Raw genomic sequence first — 22,921 nt, 5'->3', positions numbered from 1 at the left:
TGTCATGTACTTTCTCTCAATGTTTTCGGAAGGTAAATTGTAAAAATAGCTCCCCCATTTTTCTCGTTTTGAATTTCAATTGTTCCTTCTAGTAGATCTACCATTTCTTTCATGTTTGCTAGCCCGTAACCACGATCAGTTCCTTTCGTTGAAAATCCTTTTTGAAAAATGGTCGTTATTTTTTCTGCCGGTATCCCTATCCCGCTATCTATCACTTCAAATACAATATCGCGTCCAATATCCGTAACAAAGAAGGAAACACTCTTTTCCTCTCGTTCATTCACCGCATCAAATGCATTGTCGATTATGTTTCCAAGAATCGTAATAAGATGCGAAACCTTTATATGGTCTGGTAACGGATGAAGCGCGCTATCTCCTTCAATATGAAAATCGATTTTCTTTTCAGACGCTGTTGCGAGTTTTCCTAATAAAATAGCTTGTACTTTCGCATCGTGAATTTGATGGAATAAAATATGATTTTGGCTTTGATGAATATTAGATTCTTGTTGGATAAATTCAATTGCTTCTTTGTAATGCCCTAACTGAAGTAATCCTGATAAAACGAAAAGTTTATTTGTAAATTCATGCGTTTGAGCACGTAAGTCCTCTGAATACTTTCTTACCTCTGATATTGTGTTCACTAGATTTTGCAGTTCTGTTTTATCTCTAAAACTACATACAACACCTACCGTACTGTTATTTTCGAGTATCGGCGTCATGTTTAAAATAAACACTTTATCTTGAAACGCAATTTCTTGATCGTTTTCTAGCACTCTTTCCACATTAAAATTCGGTAAAACTTTTGAAATGTGCTGCTGCATATAATCATCATTTACATGAAGCATTTCTTCGGCCGAGGTGTTCATCATCGTAATAAAACCGTTTTGATCAATGGCGATAATTCCTTCTTTTATAGATAGTAGTATTGCGCTTCGCTCCCGGTATAACGCTGCGATTTCATTCGGCTCTAAACCGAGTGTATCTTTACGAATGCTACGCGCTAAAAGAATGCCACCAACAATTCCAGCTAGTAATACAGCTAAGGAAAAGAGTATAATTTCTTTCGTTCTGCTCAGTATGTTAGATTCAATACCTTTTATTGAAAACTCTACTGTCACAACGCCTACTACTTGATCGTAGTCTCCGTTATGAACAATAATAGGTGCCTTCGCCATTAAAGCTGGACCACTTGTACCATTTCCTTCGAGTGTATAATAACCACCAAAAGTAAGTGCCTCATAGTTATACGGGTTGTTACTCTTTGTTCCAATCAACTCCGAATTAGAATGTGAATACATAACCCCATAGCGATCTTCTATAATGACATAATCGGCACCAGATTGCTCGCGAACTTGTTCCGCAATGGATTGAATCGTACTTTTATGCTCGTTATTTTGAAAAGCTTCTTTTATAGCGGGCATAAAAGAAAGCGACTTCGCTGTTTGCAGTGCTAACTGTTCCACTTGTCGCTTCGTATCAACGGACTGAATGTAAACAAAGATCCCCGCTAATAGGAGAACGATAAATAAAATTAACGCAATAATTAAGCTTACTATTTTCGTTTGTAATGACACTTTGCGTGATTTTTTCATACCCCATACCCTTTGATAAAATATTCAAAACTATCAATCTCCTTTTTCTATTATTATGACAAAACTGAAAATGAAGCAACTATTAAAAATATCCATGTTCATAAAGTACAAAAAGAATAAAATTGTCATAATATTGAGATTCCATTTAAAGAACAGTACAATTCTTTTACAATGAACACGCTTTCATAATTATCATTTTATTACTAAGCAAGAGGAGGAATTAGTATGGCTCAAGTAAAATCAAACCGAGTCGCCGGCAATATTTTCAAAGGTTCAGTCGGTAATTTAATTGAATGGTACGACTGGTACGTTTACTCTGCTTTCGCTGTTTATTTTTCAGCAGAGTTCTTTCCTAAAGGAGATCCAACGAGTCAGTTACTGAACACAGCGGCTATTTTCGCAGTTGGATTTTTAATGCGCCCTATCGGAAGTTTATTAATGGGACGTTATGCAGATCGGCACGGACGCCGGGCAGCATTAACGCTTTCCATTACAGTTATGGCCGGTGGTTCTTTAATTATCGCCTGTACACCTAGTTACGAAAGCATTGGGATTATGGCACCAATTATTTTAGTTCTTGCTCGTTTACTGCAAGGATTATCACTCGGCGGAGAGTATGGAACTTCCGCAACGTATTTATCTGAAATGGCTAGTAGTGGACGCCGTGGTTTTTATTCAAGTTTCCAATATGTAACGCTCGTTGCTGGACAGATGGTTGCGTTAGGTGTTCAAATTGTTCTTCAGCAATTACTAAGCGAACCAGATATGAAAGCTTGGGGATGGCGTATTCCATTCATTATTGGAGCGATGGGCGCAGTAGCTGTATTATGGCTTCGCCGCACGATGGATGAGTCGGAGCAGTTCTCAAACATAAAATCACAAAAACGTGAAAGCGCAGGAACCATTCGCGCTCTTATGAAACATCCGAAAGCAGTATTAACAGTAGTCGGCCTAACATTAGGAGGCACTGTTGCATTTTATACGTACACAACATATTTACAAAAGTTCATGGTAAACACAGTCGGCCTTCCGAAAGAAGTTGTAAGCTGGATTAACTTTGTCGCACTACTTATATTCGTCGTACTTCAACCAATTGCAGGGCTACTATCCGATAAAATTGGACGCCGCCCACTATTAATGGCATTCGGTATTCTCGGAACATTACTAACAGCACCGATCTTCTTCTTCATGGAAAAAACGACAGAACCAATCGTAGCATTTTTACTCATGATGGTCGGTCTCATTATCGTTACTGGTTACACATCAATTAATGCAATTGTAAAAGCAGAACTCTTCCCAACTGAAATTCGCGCACTCGGCGTAGGTTTACCATATGCTCTAACAGTTGCGATATTCGGCGGAACTGCAGAGTTCATCGCTTTATGGCTAAAGAGCATCGGAATGGAATCACTATTCTACTTCTACGTAGCTGGATGTATCGCAATCAGCTTTATTACGTATTGGCGTATGGATGAGTCATCGAAGACTTCGCAGATTGAGGCGGAGCTTGGTGGTGGGGATAAATTAGTTAATAATAAGTCTAGTTAAAATTATGTATTCTAGTATCTTCGTTTATTTGAAAAAGCATAATTCACTAATATGCAATTTAAAAACCTCTACTTATATGTAGAGGTTTTTAAACTTTATAACAAAAAAGATATCCAAATCTACTTCTCTTCTTTTTTGATTATGACATGTATTATTTGTAATAAATCATTATGAAACGAAAAAAGAAGATTATAGGGGTAACATCTCATGTCTATCAACTTAAGAAAAATATATACCTACTTTATAAGATACACCAAGTTCAAGTATTCTCTCATTTCAAGCCTTGAAATGCGGTATAATACTTGAGCCATTTTTTTACACTAAAACTTGAAGCCTGTCTACCATTTACACATATTTCTACATATAGTAAGTAAAGCTATCATTCGAAAACACTAGCGGTTCGTTTCACTTCGTGGTAAATTAAACCAATTGAAACATAAAAATCATTTCCAAAATGAAGATAATAATTTATAAATGTAGTTAACGTTCTATTCTTAGTAAAAAGTTAAACAAGGTGATAATTTAAATCATTTAGAAGTTTTCTATCTAATTATACTAAAGTTGAGTGGTGAAACTAATATGAGCCAATGACTAAGTAATGATAAAATAGCAGACCATGATTTTGGTGGTTGCATATTAAAATTTTTACTAGGTATGAGTATCATTTTTATACTTATTCTATACCCTATTTATTGGCTGTTTTTTCAAGAAAACGAAAAACCTCTTGTAAAAAATACGTCATCCAACCAAGCAAATCAAATAGAAATTACGGGAATTTCTTATGGACATCTCTCCGATGATAAATACATAAAAATGTACTTTAAAGAAAAAAACAAACTTGTAGAGAAAACAAAAGTAAGGGTAGCTAATTTTAATATAATTAATAGTTCAGACCTCTATGAAATTTCATGGAAAGATAATACTAAAGTTGTAATAGTAATGAAATTTGAATATGAAACGAAAACATTGGAATATGATTTCGAAACTGGAACAATAGGTGGATATATTAATAGTACAAATAATAACTTACTATAGCCTAATTCCAAATATGTAGGATACACCTCCAAAATCATAAAAATCTTTTCATATTATTTCTATTAAAACATCGAAAAGAGGTGGCACTTTGAACAAATGGGCTATATTATCTTTAATATGTGTACCTTATGCTCTTTTAACTATAGTAAATGAACATACATTAGAAATAGGTGGATCAGCGAATATCTTTTGGAAAATTGGTTTATTTGCACCACTTATAGGCGTTTTATTTTCAGCTGGAGCCAGTAAAACTTACCAACGCGTTATGCTTGCCGTATTTAATTTAAGTTACTATTTTGCACTTTACATCTATATGATATACACTTTTTAAAATACTCTTATACTTGTTTTATGAACATATATTTTTGGGAGAAAATCATAAAAATAAAACATACTATTTCTCTTGGTCAAAGACTTTTAACTAACTATACATTTTATAAATATTTCTCCCCATGAATCTAGTAAAATTGTAGTGGAGTTGAATTTTCCTTCAAAATATTTCTTATCCTTTTTATAATTTAATAGTTGGAAAGACTCATAGTTATTAGATGAGCTCTTCAATTCCCAAATTTTCATTTTCCTTCTCCCTTATATTTAATCTATTCATAAATTATTTCGGGCTATTTAATTTTAAGCTGCCATCTAATAAACGTATTCTTATGTCATGTAAAACTGCAACAGCGTCTGCTTGAGTACCACCATATTCTTTAACTTCTTTTAGTACCTTAGTTACCTCTTTCATATAATCCGTACCATGGTTACCTATATGTAACACTTCAGAAGTCACATATTCATTTACTTTATACGGTAAAAATACTCCATTAGCAGCAGAATCATGGTGTATTCCAAATTCTTTTAATAATTCTTGTGCTTCAATAGCTCTTTTATCATTCCAAGGTGTTAGGTGATGTGCTGCATTAGAATATGGGGGTGGTTCAACCCCTGCATCTTTTCCCCCATGCTCCAATCGATTTTTCTGCGTTATGAATCCCTCCAAAACCAGGATGTAGTGGCAGCGGAACACCAACAGCTTGACCACCACCAATATGGTGATGGACTAATTTAGTTCCACGTAATCCAGTAAAATCATATTGTAGAAATTCCCCTCTAAATCATTAAGGATTTAGAGGGGAATTTCTTTATCACATAAGTAATATCATTTCTTATTAAATTTACTGTGTATCAGTTCAAAGAATTTATTTGTACCAAGTGAAATTGCGCCAATAATAAGAACACCAATAATAAAATAAATCTTTTTAAATAAGTTGTAAGGAGATAAAATAGCAACTGCAAGAAGTATTATAATTGCAACGAATGTGACTAATTTTCCAACTTTAAATGCTTGCATATCAGCATTCCTCCTTCTGGATAAAAACAGCCAATATATTCATACATCACAGGTTCTTTAACTATAGGTTTTTGTTTCCTTCCATAAATCACAATACTTAAATTCAATAAACCTCTTTAAAAGGTTTCATGTGTTCTACCCCCATCTTCTATATGCTTCCTTAAATAATAGTACCTATGGAATTCCATAATGAAATGAAACAAAATAAACGAAAGCATGGAGTATACACACATTAATACAATTGCTACCATCTTTTGTGTTGCAAAACCAAGACTGATATTAGCAATGAGTTGACCCAATCCTACAAAAGCCAATACTCCAAAGCCAGGATTTTTTTTTCGATGACTTTGATTTTTTGATTGGTCCCTGAAGTTTTTTAATATGATTTTTATAATAATAATTCAAAGCAAAAATATACAAACCCACTGAAAAAACAAAATAGATGGGAGTTTGTAATCCTAACATTCCATATGCAAACTTTTGGGTTATAACTAATAATCCTACTGAACATACGATGCCAAATACCCCACGAAATAGAGTGTATTGTAATTGCCGCTTCCTAGGATTTATAACAATCCATATTGCCCATACATTTAAAAAAGCAACTGGTGGAACTATTATGTACATATATATCGGTTGAACAGGATTCGCAAAAGCAGGTAAAAGCACAAATATATCTGCTATCCCAATCACAAGAGTAATTATAGTCGATCTTATATCATTTACAGCATAAAGAGCCATATAATATTCAAAAACTTTTTTATTAAAATCTGTATTTTTTTTCATGTTAATTAAACCACCCCGCTACTGTTGACCAAGCTTTTTTCGAACCCGTTTTCACCCTATCCTTAATACTATTATCTTCACCATCACCATCTAAATCAACATCCCATTTTACACCTTCTGTGAAATATTATTCCCTTCTCGAAAAGAAGATCAACCCATTAATAAAATCTAGGCTTATCAAAAATTTCAAAAAGCCAAAGATTTTGCTGGGATCGAATCTATTGGGACTCACACCATGTGCAAAACCTTCGGCTATTGGTTCTATAAACAAACTAAAGATGTAGCCATGTTGCAAGACATACTCAATCACAGCAAACCACAAATTACACTTAAATACATTGGTATCAATAAAGAAGAAAAAGATAATGTCCTTGATACATTCCTTATTTAATCCAAAAATATTAAAATATGAATACTATAAAAATTAACTATCTACTTCCCATCAAAATTACGGTAATCCTATTAAGCCTGGGGTTACTCCTTCTACCTTTGCCCATTCAAACGAGCACTCAACTAACATTTGATTCTTACACTTAATTTTTAATAAACCTTCTTCTTCTATCGTATTTATTTCAAAATAATCAATTATATTTTCTGTCCCTAAACCTTTTATTGTTAAATTATGAATAGTAAAGAAAGATATCTCTACATAAATTACATCCCACTTATTCCATCGTTTTGGCTTGTTTTCAACATTTTCCTTTGTCATCAATTGAATAACTAAAGTAGGACCATCTCTTTTAAGACGCACATCTAATAACTCTGATTCTTCAAACTTTGGTATTTTCCCAAAAATACTAATTAACGCTTGTGGATTTAAAAATTTAAATTGATCAATCATTTTTATACTCCCTATTTTTTATTTCTCTTATCAAAATAATAATGATCCTCCATACCATCTACCTGTCCTGTTCGTGTATTGTATTCAGGTCTTACATTATGATGCGGTGGCTGATCTCCAATTCCACCTTCTCCAAACTTATGACCCTCTGAATGATCTTGAATTATAATTTTTTGACCTTTTACTTCATATGTTAATTCTCGAGTCATAATAGGCTGTTTATTATCATTTAATATCCTTTTACCATTACTATCTGTTAATGGTACCATTTTTTGACTAATCGGGTGTTGAAATCTAGGTATATTTAATTGTCTTTTAATTTCTTTTAAACTAGCTCCCCTAGATTCATGAGAATTTTTCCCCTCAATCTTCTTAACTTCAAAGGCTTGATTTATATTATCATTTAATCCTTTACTTTTTTCTCTACTTGCATATACAAACAAATCTTCAACTTTAGGCAATTCATTTTTGAATGTACCCATACCTGCAAAAGCAAAGCGATCTCCCATTTGTAAATTACTTGTAATATGTGAAACAGCTTGCGGAATCTTATTTTTTGCTAGTTTGGTCACTTTACCTGCTTGACCTAATTTACTTGCTTTACTTAATCCTTTATCACCAATAAGTCCTAATCCAACTTGTGTTAAGGCATAACTTCCCCATTTAGCACGACTTTCAGCATCTCCATTTATTACATCATTAATAAATGAATCTGACAATACATTATACATCGTACTGAGGGTATCAATAGGATGCAAAGCAGCGTTCCCCATGTTTTCCCACGTTTCCCAATCTCCTAAAGCTTTTATTCCGTCTATTGTATCGCTAACTGCTTGTCCCGTACCATCTACAATACCGTCCCAAATTTTTTCACCAGTAGATTTTTCAGGTAGCTTACCACACATTTCACCTTCTTCAATTGAATTGGTAGCTTGTCGTGCCCTCTCTTCTGTAATCGCCTGAATTGAAGTTGTCCATTCCATATTCAACCCTTGCGTACTAAATGTACCACTTGCAGGACTAAACCCTTTCCCACTCTGAACTTCCGCAAGACCTGCAGCAATACTAGCTGCTAATTGAAGTGCTGTACTATAATTATTACTAGAGGTCTGATTGAATTGATACAAATGATCCAGCTTTTCTTGCAGTTTTTTCCTCATCACAGTAAAAAGATTCGCCATAGCGTCCATACCTGGCATTGGCATAGCTTGATTGACAGCTTCCATACTTGTTTTCATTCGGTCAATTTCCCGAATTTGTTCTAATATTTCTTGTTCAATTACATCTGTGGAAGCGACTTGTGATTGAAATTGACTTGGAAAAGCATCGTTCTGGCGAATTAACTCTTCACACAGATAAATGATTCCTTGCGCTAAAGGACGAAAGGTTTGTACAAAAAATGATTTTGCACTGCTATAAGTTTGTCCTTGTAGAACAGTATCAATTGCAAAGGCATCAATTGACTGAATGACTTGTTCCATACCTTGAATAGTAGCGTTACATACAGCATTCATACTTTGAGTTTGGCCTTGTACTTCTCCTAAATACATATTTAAGCTCATGCATTGACCTCCCTCGCTAATTGTTGTTGTTGATAGGAAAGGTCGTTTTCTAAATCACTAAGGTTTCGTCTTTCTTTAAGCAACGTTTCTTTTTGGTTTTCTAATTCAAATGTGACTTTTCGTTCAATATGTTGTGCCTCTTGATATGTATTCATAAAAAATTGAGACATTTCTCTATCACCATGCCAAGTTCCTAAAATTCGATCAAACAAACGATGGTTTCGACCTCTCCATTCATAAAAATCTGCTTCCGCTTGCTCCTGAATGTGAATCGCGGATTGATTTCGGTCTTGTTCTTCAAATACACTTCTTAACTTTTGATTTACTTGATTGATTTGTTTTTCAATATCTTGACTCATTATATTCCTCCTACTATTTTACCTTTACGTAGGTTGTCACATTAGCGAAAAGTGTTGTGAAGTTCGTTATCCATTCTCTCAAACTCTTGGGCTACTGAATGAATATTATCGACCGCTTGTTGAAAGGCAGTGGAAAATTGTTTCGTAAAATCTAACATTTGTTGATTCGCTTCTTGTGCTTTGGAATTAACAGATAGTGTTGTACGCGTCGCCTTTGTTATAGAACGATTTGTTGCACTTTGGATTATATTCGAAGCTGTTCTCATCTGCGTAGCAATTTGTTGTGCCGTTTGAAAATTACTTTGAAATTGTCCCATCACTCAAATCCTTTCTCTAATTTTCAGAAGATGCCAAAGAAATCCCAATAAATATATGAAAATTCCCTATCAATATCACTCTTTTTAAACGTGTGTCCAGCTAAGTTGGGCATGCAATCAAATGAGCCATACAATATAAGCTGTATGGCTCATTTGAAATGCTTGTTATATAGAGTATGACAATTTTTATTTCAAACCGAAATTACGTGATAATTCTTCATCATGAGAAGCAACAGCCTCTGCAGTTTTATTAAGCTGCATATTAATTTCTTGTAATAACTGTGCAAAGTTTTGTACTTTTGGCTTTAATTGATTGAACTGTTGATCAAAACCTTCGAAAGCACGACCTTCCCATTCTCCTCTTAATTCATTTTGTAAATTTTGTAGTTGACTTAAAATGTCCTCAATTTGATTTGCACCTTGTCCATATCGAGCCGCTTTCGATTTAAGCTCCTCTGGTGACATACGAATTTGTCCAGCCATTTTCATTTCCCCTTTAATACATAATGAGCAAAATATAAATTGGTTAATTTTACTAAATATATTATAATGTATTATTTTGAACTTTAAAACATTTTATCTTTCTATTGAATATTAGAATATTAACATTCAACTTTTTCTTACTTTACAAGATTTTATGCAAAAAAGACCACCAAAAGGCAGTCCCTCAAAACTCAATTCTATCCCGCACTCCACTACTTTCTCATACAAATAATTCGCAACGATAATATCTACTACAGCCAAACCAACTGATTTAAAAATAGTAATCTCTTCATCATTTTCGCGTCCGTTTTTTCCCTGCTTAGGATTTGTCCAAGTTCGGCGTGGAGACTGCTAGTTTTATCGGAATTTGAAGATCACCTGTTTCTAGATTCTATTCAATTAAGCAATCCTACAAATGCCTCTTCTTCCTCATCTATAAAACCTACAAATATAATTTCTTCGATATCCTCATGATTAAATACAAATGTATACTCAGGATTAATATATCCTTCTGGATAAAAACAGCCAATATAGTCACACATCACAAGTTCTTTAATCCCAAGTTTTTGTTTTCTTCCATCGTTATTTATGTGAATTCAGCTCGTTTTTTTTGTTTTGGGTGAAAAAAATTTTTAACTTGGTGGCAATGTGGTGTTGCCCCTATTAGGCAAATTCGACAAAGAAAAGACACCCAAAGGTGCCTTTTTCCGACTTGAACCATCTTAATTTTATTGTGTTGTTATTATATAAGAAAAGAAGACATCGCTTAAGATGCCTTCTTTTACTTGTACACTTGGTGTTAAGAAGGTATTTATTGCTTAAAAACCATAAAAAAAATATAACAATCATCGAGTAAACCTATTATAGCATCAATAAATAGAGTTTTTATATGCATTTTTACATATATATAGATTTATTTATGTTTTATCTATATAGTTAAATTGTCTGTTTCTTGTTTTAATTCGTTTGTTTATTTTGAGTGCTCCAGCAATGGAGCCTTTTTTTATGCAATAAAACATTTTCTTAGCATTACTTAGTTGATCTATATTAACTTTACCCTCTTAAATTATATCTATATTTTACCAAATGATTATGTAGATAACCAGTTTTTTCTAATAATCTATTGGATTGATAATTTTATTGTTAGTTGTTAATACTTATTAGAAAATTCATCATGTAATGAAAATTTAGAAATCAAGAATTATAAAAAACTTATAGTATCTTTTGGAAAAGTATATTTAAAATTTGTATATTAATATGTTATAATTTAATTTCTAAAACTACCAAAAAAGGACTGCCAGTAATGGTGGTCCTTTTTTATATCGGTGAGATTGTACTAGGTTGAGCAAAAAAATGGAACCGAAAAAGTTATTTCTAATGAGGATAGCCTTCTTATGATGAAGTTTCATTCAGTGGATCTGCAAGCAAACATAAAAGAAGGAAAAAATTACGATTTTACTTTACGTGGATATAGAGTACCTATACTTTCATGGTTTCCAAATTTAGATGGTGCCGAATCAAAAAATTAGAACTATTCTTTAATAAAAAATCCTACTCATTTTTTAATGAGTAGGATTTTTTATTAAAGAGCTATTTCGTATTAATTTGTGCCATCATTTAATATGCTATTTTAAAATATTTTCTAAATTTGATAACTTATTATCTAAATTTCCAAATTATATACAGCACTATCAATTAAACAATTATTAAATATATCTTCTATCTAAAACATCGTATTATCATTAGCTGCTTCACTTGGAATCTCTTGAATTACATCCCAGTGTTCGACAATCTTTCCATCCTTGATACGAAATATATCCACTATAGCAACTCCCTTATCTTGAGAATTAGTACGAGAATGTACATGAAGAGCAACTGTATCCCCTTCAGCTACTACACGTTTAATCTCTGCAGAGGAATTAGGATTTTTAACAAAATCCTCCTTAAAGAAATCCATGAAGGCTTTTCGTCCATCAGCAACAAAAGGATTATGTTGCTTATAATCTTCGCTAACATATTTAGGGATAATATCGATATTATGTTTGTTAAAAACTTCATTATAGAAATCAACTACCATCTTTTTATTCTTTTCATTTTCTTTTACTTCTTTTGATGCAGAAGCGACATTTTCGCTCTTAATTGAGTTCCCTTTGTTATTACCAGCGGAAGCTTGATATACCAAAGTCGAAACTACTCCTAAAATAAATACAGAAATAATTGTTATGATTAAACTTTTCTCTAATTTCATATATACCTACCTCTTCTACTTAAATAAGTTTTCTTCTATAAAAAGCTTGAAGAAGGAGAAACCTTCCCCAAAATGTAATGTCAGGGGTAATGTTAGAAATTTCATTTATCCTAACCTCCCCCTATACAAGGCATATTAAAAACGATTCATTCTAACTTAATACCTCATTAACAGTTGCACTGTCCACAATTTGAACAAACTTCTTAACCTTATCGTTCTCATCAAACTTATAAAGGTGACAAAAATCTGCTATGAACGATTTCCCTGTAGCTTTATATGTCCCACTATATTTTCCATACACGATAACAGTATTGTTATTAAAAGCATAAATTTCATCTTTAGCGCTATAGTCATCCCATTCTGTGCCAAGACGTTCATGTACGTTTTTCACTACTTCATCTGGACCTATATAAGTACCTGCATATGGAAACCCAGCAGCTTCTGTCCAAGATACATTTTCACTTAAATATGTTTTGAACGCATCCAATTTCCCTTCGCCAGTTAACACATACGTTTCATGTAATAGTTTTTGATATTTATTCATATCATTAACCCCAAGGCATTTCTTTTGTTACAACTTTTGCACTTAATTCTAATACACCTTTATTTGCATAGTCTGGATATGCTGCTTCAAGTTTTGCCACAAAATCTTTTGAAGTTCCACTTTCCTCAGAAGCTTGAACCGCAGTTCTTAGATAATCCATTGTCGCAGTAAGTGCTTGATTATTTAGAGATTTTTCGATTGATCCATGGCTTGGTACAATTATGTCAGCATGTAATGCTTGTAACACTTTCAAGTTCTCAATCCACGCCTCCATCGCCGCTTTTGAGCTAGTATCCGCTAAGAATACATGTATTTCGTTAAATACATCAATACCACCAATTAATACTTTCAGCTCTTTATTAAATAAGCTAGTTCTGTAATGATCTAAGCCTACTAGTTCAAATGTTAACCCCTGAAAATCAATCGCTTTTTCTTTAAACACTTGAGGTAATACCACATTACTTGGCGCATTTTCTCCAAGGGCGTCTTTCCAAACTTTTAATTTCCCTAAGACAGAATGAACGATATGTTCAACAGTAGACTCCGTAGCATACGCTATAGCTTCTGGGTAAACGGCTTTAATGCTCTCTAATCCAAAGTAGTAGTCTGGATCCCCATGAATAATAAAGATTTTATCTAGAGATAAGTTGTTTTTTTTCAGATACTCAACAATTTCTTTCGAATCAGATTGAGTAAATTTTGAGTTTATTAAAAATGCATGTCCTGCTTTCTCAACTAATGTTGCTGTGACCATAAAGCTTTTTTCGTCCGAACTAAACACCGTTAATTTCACATCTTTTTGATTTGTATCGATTGTTTTAAACATAGTATGTTATTCTCCTTTTGTTAAAGTTATAAACTAATTATCATATTTTTATCTTGTTCCGATAAAGTGAAACTTTAATCAGTGGGGGGTTTGTTCATCCCCCACTGATTATTAGCCCACACCAATCGGACTTTTACGGACAGTTGATCCCCCACCTAACTTCTTTGCTTCCACTGAATTTTGAGGTGGGGGTCTTACTGCCCGTTAAAGCGGGATAAAATCTCCCACTCCCATTCATCTGAAAGTGTAATAGTACCGGCGAATATTCCGGGGATGAATGTCAGGTTCCCTAAGATAACATGTTTGCTACTATATCCTAAATTTTCTTAATATAAATTTTTAAAACGCGCTTCAATTTTATCCGGCGTCATTACGCCACCACCAATAGGAATAATTTGATTATCCTTTTGTAAAAGTAAGGAAGGATAGCTATTAACACCAAGCTGTCGAACTTTATTGAAATCATTTTGGACATCTATTATTGTTTCTTGAGCGTTTAAACGTTCTAATACTTGTTCAGGGTCCAAACCATGTTCGATTGCAATTTTGCGATATGTTTCAGGATCACTCAGACTTTGGCCCTCATAATAAAACGCTTTTTGCATAGCCGAAGTGAATTCTAATAAACGGTCTGGCGCTAATGAGCGTAAAGCTGAAAAACCAATTGCAGCATCTTTCGAATTCATTTTAAAAGTCCCTTCCTCCACCAATTTTTGATAGGAAGGACCAAATTCAGCACCTGTAAGTTGATTAATTCTTTTATTTCCTTCTTCTATATATGAGAAGTGTTTCATTGGTAAATTATCCAAAAATAACCCTCCACATAAAACCGTTAATGGTACTTCAGTGTAGTTTTTGTAAAATCCTTTAATACTTTCTGAAAAACCATAGCACCATCCACAATATGCATCCCATACGTAAATAAGGTTATCTTGTTTCGTCTCCATTTAAATCTCCTACCTTTTTTTTATTATCCAGCTCAACTAAATTTTTGGTTTATATAAGTACATCTTTTTATACCTTGTTCTTTTTTAGATACCTTACTATATTTCCCCAAAACTAATATTTCCAAAGAAAGATCCACCAAGGTTTTTAACAAAAGATAACGTTTCACCTTATTGCCCCGTAACAGAAAATACTAAGGCTTAGAATATGCATCGATTTGAATGTGTTAGTAACTTTCTACACCGGGTGGCAACGTATGGACCACCATCCTTAATTAAATATATAAATCATATTTTTAGCAGATATTAATTGTAACTAAATTGATTACATCTTTATGTAACCATTTTAGTTACAACTAATATAGAAGTCAATTCTTTTTTTCGAAAACATTAAATTTCTACATTATAACGAAATTCTGTGTTAACTTGTAAAAAAAAAGAGGAGCCATCTCCTCTTCATAAATAAACACTATTTAATTTGTTCCTTATACTCATGGTTAACAACTACATACCACTTTCCTGTATCAAATTTTTCTTTATTAATCACGTAAACTTTATTTTGTCTCTTTACCTCCCCTGGTTTTAATTCCTTAGTAATAGTAGAGGTCTCACCCTTTTCAACCGCATAACTACTAGCTGCTAACACATCACTTTGATAAGCATTATCATTTTCATCCACTAAATCCACTGATGGTAAAACGGCTAATTTCATCGGTTCGTTTGTGATATTTTTCCCTTCTGCTTCTACAACAATAAAGACATGTCCATCTTCAGGTTTTTGGAATCCTATACTCTCTTTACCAACCTTATCTCTTTCTACAACTCTTTTTACAGTTACATCAAATTTAGGTGTATGAAAATCCTTGTTTACAGCATACTCTTTTTCTTTTATTTTTGATTTCTCTTTTGTTTGTTCTGTATTTTTCTGCTTTGTATTCTCTTTCGTTTTCGCCTCATCAGTTGTTTGCACTTTCTTTTCTTCTTGTTTAGAATTGGTTTCTTTAGATTCTGAAGAAGTTTTGTCGGATGTATTGCCGCAACCAGATAAATTGAATACTAAAGCGCCACCTAAAATACATGTAGTAAATTTTTTCAACATCTCTTTTTATCCCCCAATAACACGATATGTAAATTTCTTACTTATCATAGCAAAAAATATGATCTTAAATTGTTGTATCTTGTCGAATGATTAAGAATAATCAAGTTACTCCACGTCCTCTTTTATTATAAAGGTAAATATAACGTCTATAAAACCTGCTATAATAGGTTTTTACACCCTTAGCATACAATTTTTCACTTTCGGTAATGTGCCCCCTATTTGAAAGGTAATTGAAATATTAAGAACAACTGATAGAGGTGTTTATGTGGAATTATTTGAGTATTATAAAAAAAGAGAAAGTTGAAGTGTTTAATTGGAACTGGGCTTTTTCTTTATGGATTAATTGGTATGTATAATACTTGGGGTAATATTAATTGGGGACCAGTAATCTTAATTATTATAGCTTCTCTTGTATTTTTTAGTATTGGATTTTGGCAATTAAGAAAAGGAAATTTACTAGAAAAAAATATAATTAAAAATGATTTAACATTTTGGGATATTGATACTTATGTTTTGTTAGAATTACCCGGCAATAATAAACATTTAGGTTTATATACTCCTGATGGAAGATATGTAGCAGGAACAAAGATGATTTCTTCAACATTACCTATTTTAAAAAATAAAGAAGTTTTTGGATTGGAAGCAAGTGATGGAGAAATCCTTGCATATTTTCAAAGTGAAGTTGAAAATTATGATTGGGCTATTTATGATTCGAATTATAATTGTGTAGGTATGTTTAAAGAAAATATGATACAAGGATTTGGAATGGTACGTGGTTCTTTGATGAATGAAAAAGAGATAAAAATTTCTGAGATAGAAGTGGAATTTGATTTTTTCGAAACGTCTTTTCGTACAATGGATGATCGTATATTAATAAACTGCAAGAGGGGATATATGCCTTTAGAATGGAGTGAAAGATTTGGCTTAAATGTACCGATTATTAAATTAGGTAATAATATTTCTAATGCTGAAAAAATATTTGGTTTAGGTATTCTTCTTTATATTTTAGAAACAATTAAAGTAAGAAAAAGTAGGATTTTTAATGATTAGAATTAAATATTTATATTATGAAATTTATTGAATCTTTTATTAGGGATTACATCGCTGAAAGTAAAATATTGTATACTTCGGAATTACTTTACGTTCACTTCTTGAAATTGATGAGCATTTGTTATGCCAGAACCAACTGGAAATGGAAACGGCAAGCGAGTATACTCCGCTTGCCGTTTTTTCATAGCTTCGTATGTATTTGAATTCCTTTCGCTTTCTCTTCTTCACCCTTCACACGTACAATTAAATCATATGATCCGGATTTTGGCGCTTCAAAAGAAAGCAAACCTTCTTTTTGAGAAGTGACTTCTTCTTCATAAATGACCTTATCGTCTTTTGTGACTTGCAATAAAATCGTACCTTCTTCAACTGCTGCCTCATAAGGAATTTCCACATTTCCTTTTTCAGCTTTAAGCGTTTGTACATCGTAATACCCCTGCAAAGAACCAATTGTTAAAGTCGTTTCGCCATTTTTTTGAACCTTTGTGACTTTTGTTGCTGTATTACATGCGCTTAACAATACAACAAGAGTGAAAATGAGAAATGAACGAAGCAATTTCATAGAGAGTCCCCCTTCCATTAAATATATTAAGGATAAAATATACAATCTAACATATCATTACAATTATAGTTGAAAAATAAGGAAAATTATATAACAGGAAATGCAACTATAAACAATCACTGACCATTAGTCTACAACCAATCCCACACCCCAACACAAAAGAAAAAAGCACCAGGTCCCCCCTAGTGCTCTCCCTCTAAAACAAATGACAAGCCACTTCATGCCCTTTCGCAATCTCAACCATCTTCGGTACTTCCTGTGCGCATTTTTCAGTGGCGAATTTGCAGCGCGTTCTAAATTTGCAGCCGGACGGTGAGTTGAGCGGGCTTGGAACTTCCCCCTCTAGGATGATCCGTTCTTTGCCTGTGTTTGTTGGATCTAGTTCTGGCATAGATGAGAGTAGTGCTTGTGTGTATGGATGTGCCGGTTTTGTGTATAAGTCTTCGCTGTCGGCAATTTCTACTATGTTTCCTAAGTACATGACTCCGATTCGATCTGATATGTGTCTTACCATCGATAGGTCATGTGCGATGAATAAGTATGTGACGCCTGTTTCTTCTTGGATGTCTTGCAGCATGTTTACGACTTGTGCTTGGACTGAGACATCGAGTGCTGAGATTGGTTCGTCACATAGGATAAAGTCTGGTTTTACAGATAGTGCGCGCGCGATGCTGATGCGCTGTCTTTGACCTCCGCTAAATTCGTGCGGATAGCGGTATAAGTGTTCTTCTTTTAGGCCTACTTTTTTCAGAAGGTCTAAAATGATTTCTTTTTGTTCTTCTTTTTCATAAGATCCGTGAATATTCATCGGTTCGCTAATAATTTGGAATACATTCATTGCCGGGTTTAATGATGCGTATGGATCTTGGAAAATAATTTGCATTCTTTTTCGATATTCTTTTAGTTCACTTTCTTTTAAACTTGCGATATCTTTTCCGTCGAATAAAACGTTACCTGAAGTGACATCGTGTAAACGAATGATGCTTCTTCCTGTCGTTGATTTTCCGCAACCTGATTCTCCTACTAATCCGAATGTTTCACCTTTTTTAATGGTGAAGCTAAGGTCATCAACTGCTTTTAATTGCTCTGTTTTCCTGCCAAATAGTCCTTTTTTAATAGGAAAATACTTTTTTAAGTTCCGAACTTCAATTAAGTTTTCTTCATGCATGGGAATCACCTACCGCCCTATCATTTAACCAGCACATGGAACGCCTTCCGTCTCCGATTTCAAAATATGGCGGACGTTCTTTTTCACAAATGTCCATCGCATGCGGGCAACGCTCTGCGAATGGGCAACCTTGTGGTGGATTTAATAAGTTTGGCGTTACACCTTGAATAGGAGCGAGTCTTTCTTTTACGCCGTTCGATATTTTTGGCAGAGAGTTTAATAGCCCTTTCGTATATGGATGATTCGGCGATTGGAAAATATCAAGTACAGGTCCTTCTTCCATAATAAGCCCGCCGTACATAACGATGACGCGCGTACAGTTTTGCGCGACAATTCCTAAGTCATGCGTAATAAGAAGTAACGCCATATTCGTTTCGTTCTTTAAGTTTTTCATTAAATCTAGTATTTGCGCCTGTATCGTTACATCAAGTGCAGTCGTCGGTTCGTCAGCAATAAGAAGGTCAGGGTTACAAGACATCGCCATTGCAATCATAACCCGCTGCTTCATACCACCGCTTAGTTCATGCGGATATTGTTTTACCCTTTCTTCTGGTGACGAAAGGCCGACTTGCTTTAACAAGTTGATTGCGATCTGCTCTGCTTCTTTCTTTTTCACTTTTTGATGACGTATAATTACTTCCATCATTTGTTTCCCAATTTTCACGACCGGATTCAGCGCTGACATTGGGTCTTGAGAGATAAGTGAAATTTGATTTCCTCTAATAGAACGTAATTCTTTTTCAGATTTAGAAAGTATGTTTTCATTATGAAAAAGGATTTCCCCTTCTTTCACTTTTCCTGGTGACATAACGAGAGACATAACAGACTTCGCCATTACACTCTTTCCGCTTCCAGATTCCCCAACGATACCGACTACTTCTCCTTTATTTAAGCGAAATGTAACGCCGCGAACCGCTTCAACTTCGCCACTTTCTATGAAAAAAGAAGTCTTTAAATTTTTCACTTCTAGTAGTTTTTCAGACACGCTTCTCACTCCTTTCACTTAACACTTTAGTTTTCATGTCCGGCTCCTTTTGGTGCGAAAGCTTTCTTCAATGCTTCACCAATTACGTTAAAACTAAGTACCGTTAAAAGGATAAGAAATCCTGGGAAGAGCGTTAAATACCAAGCTTCACCAATATATCCTTGCGCATTGTTTAGCATGCTGCCCCAAGAAGAATCTGGTTCTCTAATACCTAAACCTAGGAAACTAAGTGATGATTCCATTAAAATTGATGTCGCAATCGTTAATGTCGCGGCGATAATAATGGTTGATAAAATGTTAGGAATGATATGTCTTACAATAATCATAAGTGACTTTTGTCCTGATACTTTTGCGTATAAAACGTACTCACGCTCTTTTACAGATAACGTTTCTGCCCTTACGATACGGGCGGTGTCCATCCATGTTAGTAATCCGATAATAAGAACTAGCGTCGTAATTCCTGGTTTTAAATACGCATTTAATAGTAGCATTAAAAAGAATGATGGAATTGACATAAGCACTTCAACAACTCGCATTAAAAAGTTGTCTAACTTTCCGCCAAAATACCCGCTAATTGTTCCAACTGCAGTACCGATTGTAATAGAAACAACCATCGCAAGGAAACCGACCGCAAGCGAAACTCGTCCGCCATATAACGCTCTCGTTAAGTAATCCCTTCCGTAATCATCCGTTCCGAAAGGATGACTCATACTCGGTTCTTGTAAGCGATCTGGAATCGACATTTTGCTAGGATCGTACGGCGATACGAATGCGAAAATTGATGCGACCGTTAAAACCGCAAGTATAATAACTCCCATTGCAACAAACTTATTTTTCGTAAAGCTATGTTTTATCGTTTGAAATCTCCTATTATTCATTCCAAATCACCCCCTCATTCGAATGCGCGGATCTACTACGCCATATAAAATATCAGCAATTAAGTTACCGAGAATTAACATGAATGATGATAGTAATGTAATTGCCATGATAATCGGATAATCAAATCTAAAAATAGCATTTACCCCAAGTGAACCAAGACCCGGCCATGAAAATACTGTTTCCGTAATAAACGCTCCGCCTACTAAACTTGGAATTGATAATCCGAAAATTGTAATGATTGGTATTAATACATTTCGAAGTACGTGATTAAATAAAACCGTTTTCTTCGAAGCACCGTACGCATATTGAATTTGTACATATTCTTCTTCTAATTGCTGAATCGTACTTGAACGAATATATCTCATATAAACAGATACGTTTTGGAACGCTAGCACCATGCAAGGTAAAATGCCGTGTTGCACAATATCCCAGACAGAATCTTTACCTACGGTGCGCATACCCATACTCGGAAGTAGGTTCAATTTTAAAGAGAATAAGTAGACTAATAGTAGTGCAAACCAGAAAACCGGCATAGAAATACCAACGTATGAAATAAAGTTTACAATGCGGTCAAAGAATGAATTCTTTTTCACACCTGTAAATAATCCAAGTGGTATTGCAATTACGAATGAGACGAGTAAAGATGATCCCATTAATCCAATTGTTGCAGGTAATCTTTCTGTGATAAGTTCCAAAACAGGACGATGATTTTGAAGTGAGTAACCAAAGTTTCCTGTTAAAATGTTTTTTAACCATAAAAAATACTGCACGTAAATTGGTTGATCTAATCCTAAACTTTTACGAATACGCTCCACATCAATTGGACTCATGTTTGGCGTTACAAAGTTTCGAACCGGATCCCCCGGTGCTAGTTTTATTAATAGAAAAGAAATAATAGAAATAACAAATAAAAGCGGAATTGCATTTAAAAGCCTCTTCGCAATTACTTTATACACAAACTTCCCCCCTCAAGCTAAAGAAGCTGATTTCCACCAGCTTCTTTATTGTTTCTTATTTCACTTCATAAATCTTAGATAGATCTTCAAACATTGTGACAGGAATTGCTTTCGCTTCTTTTAATCCATCAAACTTTTTATCTACTGCAATAACTGCTTTCGGATACGCGATTGGTAGATAAGGTACGTCTTCTCTCGCTGTCTCTTGAATTTTATGGTATAGCTCTGCGCGTTTTGTTTTATCTGTTTCAACTGCAGCTTCTTCCCATAACTTATCGAAATCAGCGTTTTTATATCGGGCATAATTGTATTCAGCATTACTTAAGAATAAGCTCTTATATGAATCTGGCTCAGGTCCCATTATGTAACCACCAAATGTAATGTCATATTCTTTATTCTCTTTATCTAAGCCTTTTTCACTTGCCGCACTAGCATCTAATGCATTTAGTTCAACTTCTAAGCCAACTTCTTTTAATTTTTGTTGTGTATAAAGCGCTAAGCTTTCCATGATTTTGTTATTCGTTACATACATCACGCGTACTTTTTCTTTATCTTTCACGCCAGCTTTTGCTAATAAATCTTTCGCTTCTTTTTTATCATACTTATACTCTTTAATATCTTTCGCATAATACATAGCGTCTGGCGTTAAGATTGAATTTGCTGGTTCTGCAAATTCACCTGAAACGAATGCTGAGTTAATCATTTCTTTCTTATCTAACGCATGCGCAATTGCTTGGCGCACTTCTTTTTTCTTCATCAAATCTGTATTCATGTTATAAGATAAGTAGAATAATCTACCTTCAGGGAATGTCACCATTGAGAAGTTCCCAGTACTATCTAGTTTCTTAAAGTCTTGCGGCTCAATCATCTTCATGTTGATTTGACCATTTTGCAGTGAAACATTTGCTGTATTACGGTCTTTTACAACACGGTATACGATAGAGTCTAATTTAGCTTTCCCACCTACATAATCATCAAATCGATCTAATGCAACGTACTCATCTGATTTATACTCTTTAAACTTAAACGGTCCTGAACCTACAGGCTGTAAGTTTTTCTTACTCTTCGCTAAATCTGCTTCCCCTTCAAATACATGTTTCGGAATTGGGAAGAAATCATTCATCACACCTTCGAAAGATGCGCTTACTTGTGGTAAAACGAATTGAGTGGTTAACTCATCTACCTTTTTCACCTCAAGCGGCTTTCCTTTAAAAATAAAGTTTTCACGACTTGAGCTATTTTGCTTCTCATCTAAAATAGATTGGAATGTAAATGCTATATCGTCTGATGTAATTTTCTTACCATCATGCCATTTCAAATTATCTTTTAACTTCAGTGTCCAAGTTAATTGATCTTCTGAAGGCGTAAAGCTCTCAGCAAGAACAAACTTTTTCTTACCGTCTTCCATATGATACAGCGGCGCATATAAAGCTTGCTGCACAGTTAATGACACACGATCATTCGCATAAAGCGGATTCATCGTATCTGGATTATCGCTAACACCAATCGTTAACGTTCCTCCATCTTTCGGAGTCCCTGATTTACTAGTGCCCGCTTGCTTCGAATCTTTTTCCCCTGAACAAGCAGCTAATGCAATAAATAATAGTAGGACAAATGGTAATACAAACAACTTCTTCTTCATATTTCGACCCCTCTCGACTATTTACACCTATAAGAAAACTCGGAATTAATACCGAGTTTTCTTATAGGTTTTAAATTACCACTACCCGTATGTATTGTCAAACTTTTTCGCAAAGGTAGAAAGTTTGTAATCTATTAATGCATTCTT

At 34.2% G+C, this 22,921-nt stretch carries 22 protein-coding genes and 7 pseudogenes; 4 read left to right on the top strand and 25 right to left on the bottom strand.

Annotated features, from left to right (window positions below; translation table 11 throughout):
• Positions 1 to 2 precede the first annotated feature (2 nt).
• Entirely contained in the window at positions 3 to 1,592 is a 1,590-nt protein-coding gene (locus tag GD442_RS04730; protein WP_000749610.1) for an ATP-binding protein, read from the bottom strand.
• A gap of 225 nt (positions 1,593 to 1,817) precedes the next feature.
• Between GD442_RS04730 and GD442_RS04725 the strand changes: the two genes are divergently transcribed.
• The gene (locus tag GD442_RS04725) at positions 1,818 to 3,140 is read left to right on the top strand and encodes an MFS transporter (RefSeq protein WP_000079860.1); all 1,323 of its coding nucleotides are present in this window, start codon (positions 1,818 to 1,820) and stop codon (positions 3,138 to 3,140) included.
• Positions 3,141 to 4,263: 1,123 nt separating this feature from the next.
• A complete protein-coding gene (locus GD442_RS04720; RefSeq protein ID WP_001045662.1) occupies positions 4,264 to 4,506 on the top strand; it encodes a hypothetical protein in 243 nt (80 codons plus the stop codon).
• Positions 4,507 to 4,601: 95 nt separating this feature from the next.
• Here the strand turns inward: GD442_RS04720 and GD442_RS28470 are convergent.
• From GD442_RS28470 to GD442_RS04695, 6 genes and pseudogenes are all read right to left on the bottom strand, one after another.
• Positions 4,602 to 4,751 (bottom strand): annotated as a pseudogene (locus GD442_RS28470) (imm11 family protein); the annotation flags it as partial.
• Between the two features lie 34 nt (positions 4,752 to 4,785).
• Positions 4,786 to 5,142, bottom strand: coding sequence for an AHH domain-containing protein (locus GD442_RS04715; RefSeq protein WP_000399812.1), 357 nt, complete (start codon positions 5,140 to 5,142; stop codon positions 4,786 to 4,788).
• Positions 5,111 to 5,224 (bottom strand): annotated as a pseudogene (locus GD442_RS28025) (hypothetical protein); the annotation flags it as partial. The pseudogene GD442_RS28025 and the gene GD442_RS04715, both read right to left, overlap by 32 nt.
• 107 nt (positions 5,225 to 5,331) lie before the next feature.
• On the bottom strand, positions 5,332 to 5,523 hold the full coding sequence (locus GD442_RS04705) for a hypothetical protein (RefSeq protein ID WP_001147549.1): 192 nt from the start codon (positions 5,521 to 5,523) through the stop codon (positions 5,332 to 5,334).
• A gap of 11 nt (positions 5,524 to 5,534) precedes the next feature.
• Positions 5,535 to 5,618 (bottom strand): annotated as a pseudogene (locus GD442_RS28020) (DUF4176 domain-containing protein); the annotation flags it as partial.
• 21 nt (positions 5,619 to 5,639) lie between these two features.
• Positions 5,640 to 6,309: pseudogene (locus tag GD442_RS04695) on the bottom strand (hypothetical protein).
• Between the two features lie 127 nt (positions 6,310 to 6,436).
• On the opposite strand from GD442_RS04695, the pseudogene GD442_RS28015 reads away from it, so the two are divergent.
• A pseudogene (locus GD442_RS28015) lies at positions 6,437 to 6,700 on the top strand (tyrosine-type recombinase/integrase); the annotation flags it as partial.
• Positions 6,701 to 6,757: 57 nt separating this feature from the next.
• On the opposite strand, the gene GD442_RS04690 reads toward GD442_RS28015, so the two are convergent.
• The 12 genes and pseudogenes from GD442_RS04690 to GD442_RS04635 all read right to left on the bottom strand — a co-directional run bounded on the left by GD442_RS04690 (position 6,758) and on the right by GD442_RS04635 (position 15,532).
• Positions 6,758 to 7,150 (bottom strand): immunity 50 family protein, encoded by a 393-nt coding sequence (locus tag GD442_RS04690; protein WP_000566919.1) that lies wholly within the window; start codon positions 7,148 to 7,150, stop codon positions 6,758 to 6,760.
• An 11-nt stretch (positions 7,151 to 7,161) separates the two neighbouring features.
• A complete protein-coding gene (locus GD442_RS04685; RefSeq protein WP_000056057.1) occupies positions 7,162 to 8,712 on the bottom strand; it encodes an HNH/endonuclease VII fold putative polymorphic toxin in 1,551 nt (516 codons plus the stop codon).
• Positions 8,709 to 9,071 carry a DUF3958 family protein gene (locus tag GD442_RS04680; RefSeq protein ID WP_000076120.1) on the bottom strand — a complete coding sequence of 121 codons (363 nt, stop codon included), beginning with the start codon at positions 9,069 to 9,071 and terminating at the stop codon, positions 8,709 to 8,711. The genes GD442_RS04685 and GD442_RS04680 overlap by 4 nt, the downstream gene beginning before the upstream one ends.
• Before the next feature lie 41 nt (positions 9,072 to 9,112).
• Positions 9,113 to 9,388 (bottom strand): TIGR04197 family type VII secretion effector, encoded by a 276-nt coding sequence (locus tag GD442_RS04675; RefSeq protein WP_000529655.1) that lies wholly within the window; start codon positions 9,386 to 9,388, stop codon positions 9,113 to 9,115.
• A 186-nt stretch (positions 9,389 to 9,574) separates the two neighbouring features.
• Complete coding sequence (locus GD442_RS04670; protein WP_000918591.1) at positions 9,575 to 9,871, bottom strand: WXG100 family type VII secretion target; 297 nt, start codon at positions 9,869 to 9,871, stop codon at positions 9,575 to 9,577.
• Between the two features lie 126 nt (positions 9,872 to 9,997).
• Entirely contained in the window at positions 9,998 to 10,150 is a 153-nt protein-coding gene (locus tag GD442_RS28340) for an ornithine cyclodeaminase (RefSeq protein WP_318346591.1), read from the bottom strand.
• A gap of 116 nt (positions 10,151 to 10,266) precedes the next feature.
• A pseudogene (locus GD442_RS04660) lies at positions 10,267 to 10,449 on the bottom strand (DUF4176 domain-containing protein); the annotation flags it as partial.
• Positions 10,450 to 11,594: 1,145 nt separating this feature from the next.
• Positions 11,595 to 12,119: a nuclear transport factor 2 family protein gene (locus tag GD442_RS04655; RefSeq protein ID WP_000764206.1), complete on the bottom strand. Its 525-nt coding sequence runs from the start codon at positions 12,117 to 12,119 to the stop codon at positions 11,595 to 11,597.
• A gap of 151 nt (positions 12,120 to 12,270) precedes the next feature.
• On the bottom strand, positions 12,271 to 12,663 hold the full coding sequence (locus GD442_RS04650; RefSeq protein ID WP_001046360.1) for a nuclear transport factor 2 family protein: 393 nt from the start codon (positions 12,661 to 12,663) through the stop codon (positions 12,271 to 12,273).
• Positions 12,664 to 12,667: 4 nt separating this feature from the next.
• Positions 12,668 to 13,489: an MBL fold metallo-hydrolase gene (locus GD442_RS04645; RefSeq protein ID WP_000477272.1), complete on the bottom strand. Its 822-nt coding sequence runs from the start codon at positions 13,487 to 13,489 to the stop codon at positions 12,668 to 12,670.
• 326 nt (positions 13,490 to 13,815) lie between these two features.
• Positions 13,816 to 14,436, bottom strand: coding sequence for a DsbA family protein (locus tag GD442_RS04640; RefSeq protein ID WP_000448631.1), 621 nt, complete (start codon positions 14,434 to 14,436; stop codon positions 13,816 to 13,818).
• Positions 14,437 to 14,902: 466 nt separating this feature from the next.
• Positions 14,903 to 15,532 (bottom strand): hypothetical protein, encoded by a 630-nt coding sequence (locus GD442_RS04635; protein WP_000913402.1) that lies wholly within the window; start codon positions 15,530 to 15,532, stop codon positions 14,903 to 14,905.
• A gap of 265 nt (positions 15,533 to 15,797) precedes the next feature.
• Between GD442_RS04635 and GD442_RS04630 the strand changes: the two are divergent.
• Positions 15,798 to 16,582: pseudogene (locus GD442_RS04630) on the top strand (ABC transporter ATP-binding protein).
• Between the two features lie 181 nt (positions 16,583 to 16,763).
• Here the strand turns inward: GD442_RS04630 and GD442_RS04625 are convergent.
• The 6 genes from GD442_RS04625 to GD442_RS04600 form a co-directional block, all read right to left on the bottom strand.
• Positions 16,764 to 17,144: a BA_1872 family lipoprotein gene (locus tag GD442_RS04625; RefSeq protein ID WP_000771854.1), complete on the bottom strand. Its 381-nt coding sequence runs from the start codon at positions 17,142 to 17,144 to the stop codon at positions 16,764 to 16,766.
• A 196-nt stretch (positions 17,145 to 17,340) separates the two neighbouring features.
• Complete coding sequence (locus tag GD442_RS04620) at positions 17,341 to 18,312, bottom strand: ABC transporter ATP-binding protein (protein ID WP_000544123.1); 972 nt, start codon at positions 18,310 to 18,312, stop codon at positions 17,341 to 17,343.
• Complete coding sequence (locus tag GD442_RS04615) at positions 18,305 to 19,297, bottom strand: ABC transporter ATP-binding protein (RefSeq protein ID WP_001291147.1); 993 nt, start codon at positions 19,295 to 19,297, stop codon at positions 18,305 to 18,307. The genes GD442_RS04620 and GD442_RS04615 overlap by 8 nt, the downstream gene beginning before the upstream one ends.
• A gap of 26 nt (positions 19,298 to 19,323) precedes the next feature.
• Positions 19,324 to 20,175 carry an ABC transporter permease gene (locus tag GD442_RS04610; protein ID WP_001065285.1) on the bottom strand — a complete coding sequence of 284 codons (852 nt, stop codon included), beginning with the start codon at positions 20,173 to 20,175 and terminating at the stop codon, positions 19,324 to 19,326.
• Positions 20,176 to 20,181: 6 nt separating this feature from the next.
• The gene (locus GD442_RS04605; protein WP_000278778.1) at positions 20,182 to 21,132 is read right to left on the bottom strand and encodes an ABC transporter permease; all 951 of its coding nucleotides are present in this window, start codon (positions 21,130 to 21,132) and stop codon (positions 20,182 to 20,184) included.
• Positions 21,133 to 21,187: 55 nt separating this feature from the next.
• Positions 21,188 to 22,774 carry an ABC transporter substrate-binding protein gene (locus GD442_RS04600; protein WP_000727702.1) on the bottom strand — a complete coding sequence of 529 codons (1,587 nt, stop codon included), beginning with the start codon at positions 22,772 to 22,774 and terminating at the stop codon, positions 21,188 to 21,190.
• Between the last annotated feature and the right edge of the window lie 147 nt (positions 22,775 to 22,921).

This window comes from Bacillus sp. A260, from assembly GCF_009861435.1.
Lineage (GTDB): Bacteria > Bacillota > Bacilli > Bacillales > Bacillaceae_G > Bacillus_A > Bacillus_A cereus.
This window is presented reverse-complemented; position numbering and strand designations above follow the sequence as displayed.

What these genes read in the sequence shown, in the direction of transcription:
- GD442_RS04600 (WP_000727702.1), bottom strand. Translation starts at nt 22,774, where the DNA reads ATGAAGAAGAAGTTGTTTGTATTACCATTTGTCCTACTATTATTTATT.
- GD442_RS04670 (WP_000918591.1), bottom strand. Translation starts at nt 9,871, where the DNA reads ATGGCTGGACAAATTCGTATGTCACCAGAGGAGCTTAAATCGAAAGCG.
- GD442_RS04685 (WP_000056057.1), bottom strand. Translation starts at nt 8,712, where the DNA reads ATGAGCTTAAATATGTATTTAGGAGAAGTACAAGGCCAAACTCAAAGT.
- GD442_RS04610 (WP_001065285.1), bottom strand. Translation starts at nt 20,175, where the DNA reads ATGAATAATAGGAGATTTCAAACGATAAAACATAGCTTTACGAAAAAT.
- GD442_RS04725 (WP_000079860.1), top strand. Translation starts at nt 1,818, where the DNA reads ATGGCTCAAGTAAAATCAAACCGAGTCGCCGGCAATATTTTCAAAGGT.
- GD442_RS04645 (WP_000477272.1), bottom strand. Translation starts at nt 13,489, where the DNA reads ATGTTTAAAACAATCGATACAAATCAAAAAGATGTGAAATTAACGGTG.
- GD442_RS04690 (WP_000566919.1), bottom strand. Translation starts at nt 7,150, where the DNA reads ATGATTGATCAATTTAAATTTTTAAATCCACAAGCGTTAATTAGTATT.
- GD442_RS04650 (WP_001046360.1), bottom strand. Translation starts at nt 12,663, where the DNA reads ATGAATAAATATCAAAAACTATTACATGAAACGTATGTGTTAACTGGC.
- GD442_RS04705 (WP_001147549.1), bottom strand. Translation starts at nt 5,523, where the DNA reads ATGCAAGCATTTAAAGTTGGAAAATTAGTCACATTCGTTGCAATTATA.
- GD442_RS04635 (WP_000913402.1), bottom strand. Translation starts at nt 15,532, where the DNA reads ATGTTGAAAAAATTTACTACATGTATTTTAGGTGGCGCTTTAGTATTC.
- GD442_RS04620 (WP_000544123.1), bottom strand. Translation starts at nt 18,312, where the DNA reads ATGCATGAAGAAAACTTAATTGAAGTTCGGAACTTAAAAAAGTATTTT.
- GD442_RS04675 (WP_000529655.1), bottom strand. Translation starts at nt 9,388, where the DNA reads ATGGGACAATTTCAAAGTAATTTTCAAACGGCACAACAAATTGCTACG.
- GD442_RS04680 (WP_000076120.1), bottom strand. Translation starts at nt 9,071, where the DNA reads ATGAGTCAAGATATTGAAAAACAAATCAATCAAGTAAATCAAAAGTTA.
- GD442_RS04640 (WP_000448631.1), bottom strand. Translation starts at nt 14,436, where the DNA reads ATGGAGACGAAACAAGATAACCTTATTTACGTATGGGATGCATATTGT.
- GD442_RS04655 (WP_000764206.1), bottom strand. Translation starts at nt 12,119, where the DNA reads ATGAAATTAGAGAAAAGTTTAATCATAACAATTATTTCTGTATTTATT.
- GD442_RS04730 (WP_000749610.1), bottom strand. Translation starts at nt 1,592, where the DNA reads ATGAAAAAATCACGCAAAGTGTCATTACAAACGAAAATAGTAAGCTTA.
- GD442_RS04625 (WP_000771854.1), bottom strand. Translation starts at nt 17,144, where the DNA reads ATGAAATTGCTTCGTTCATTTCTCATTTTCACTCTTGTTGTATTGTTA.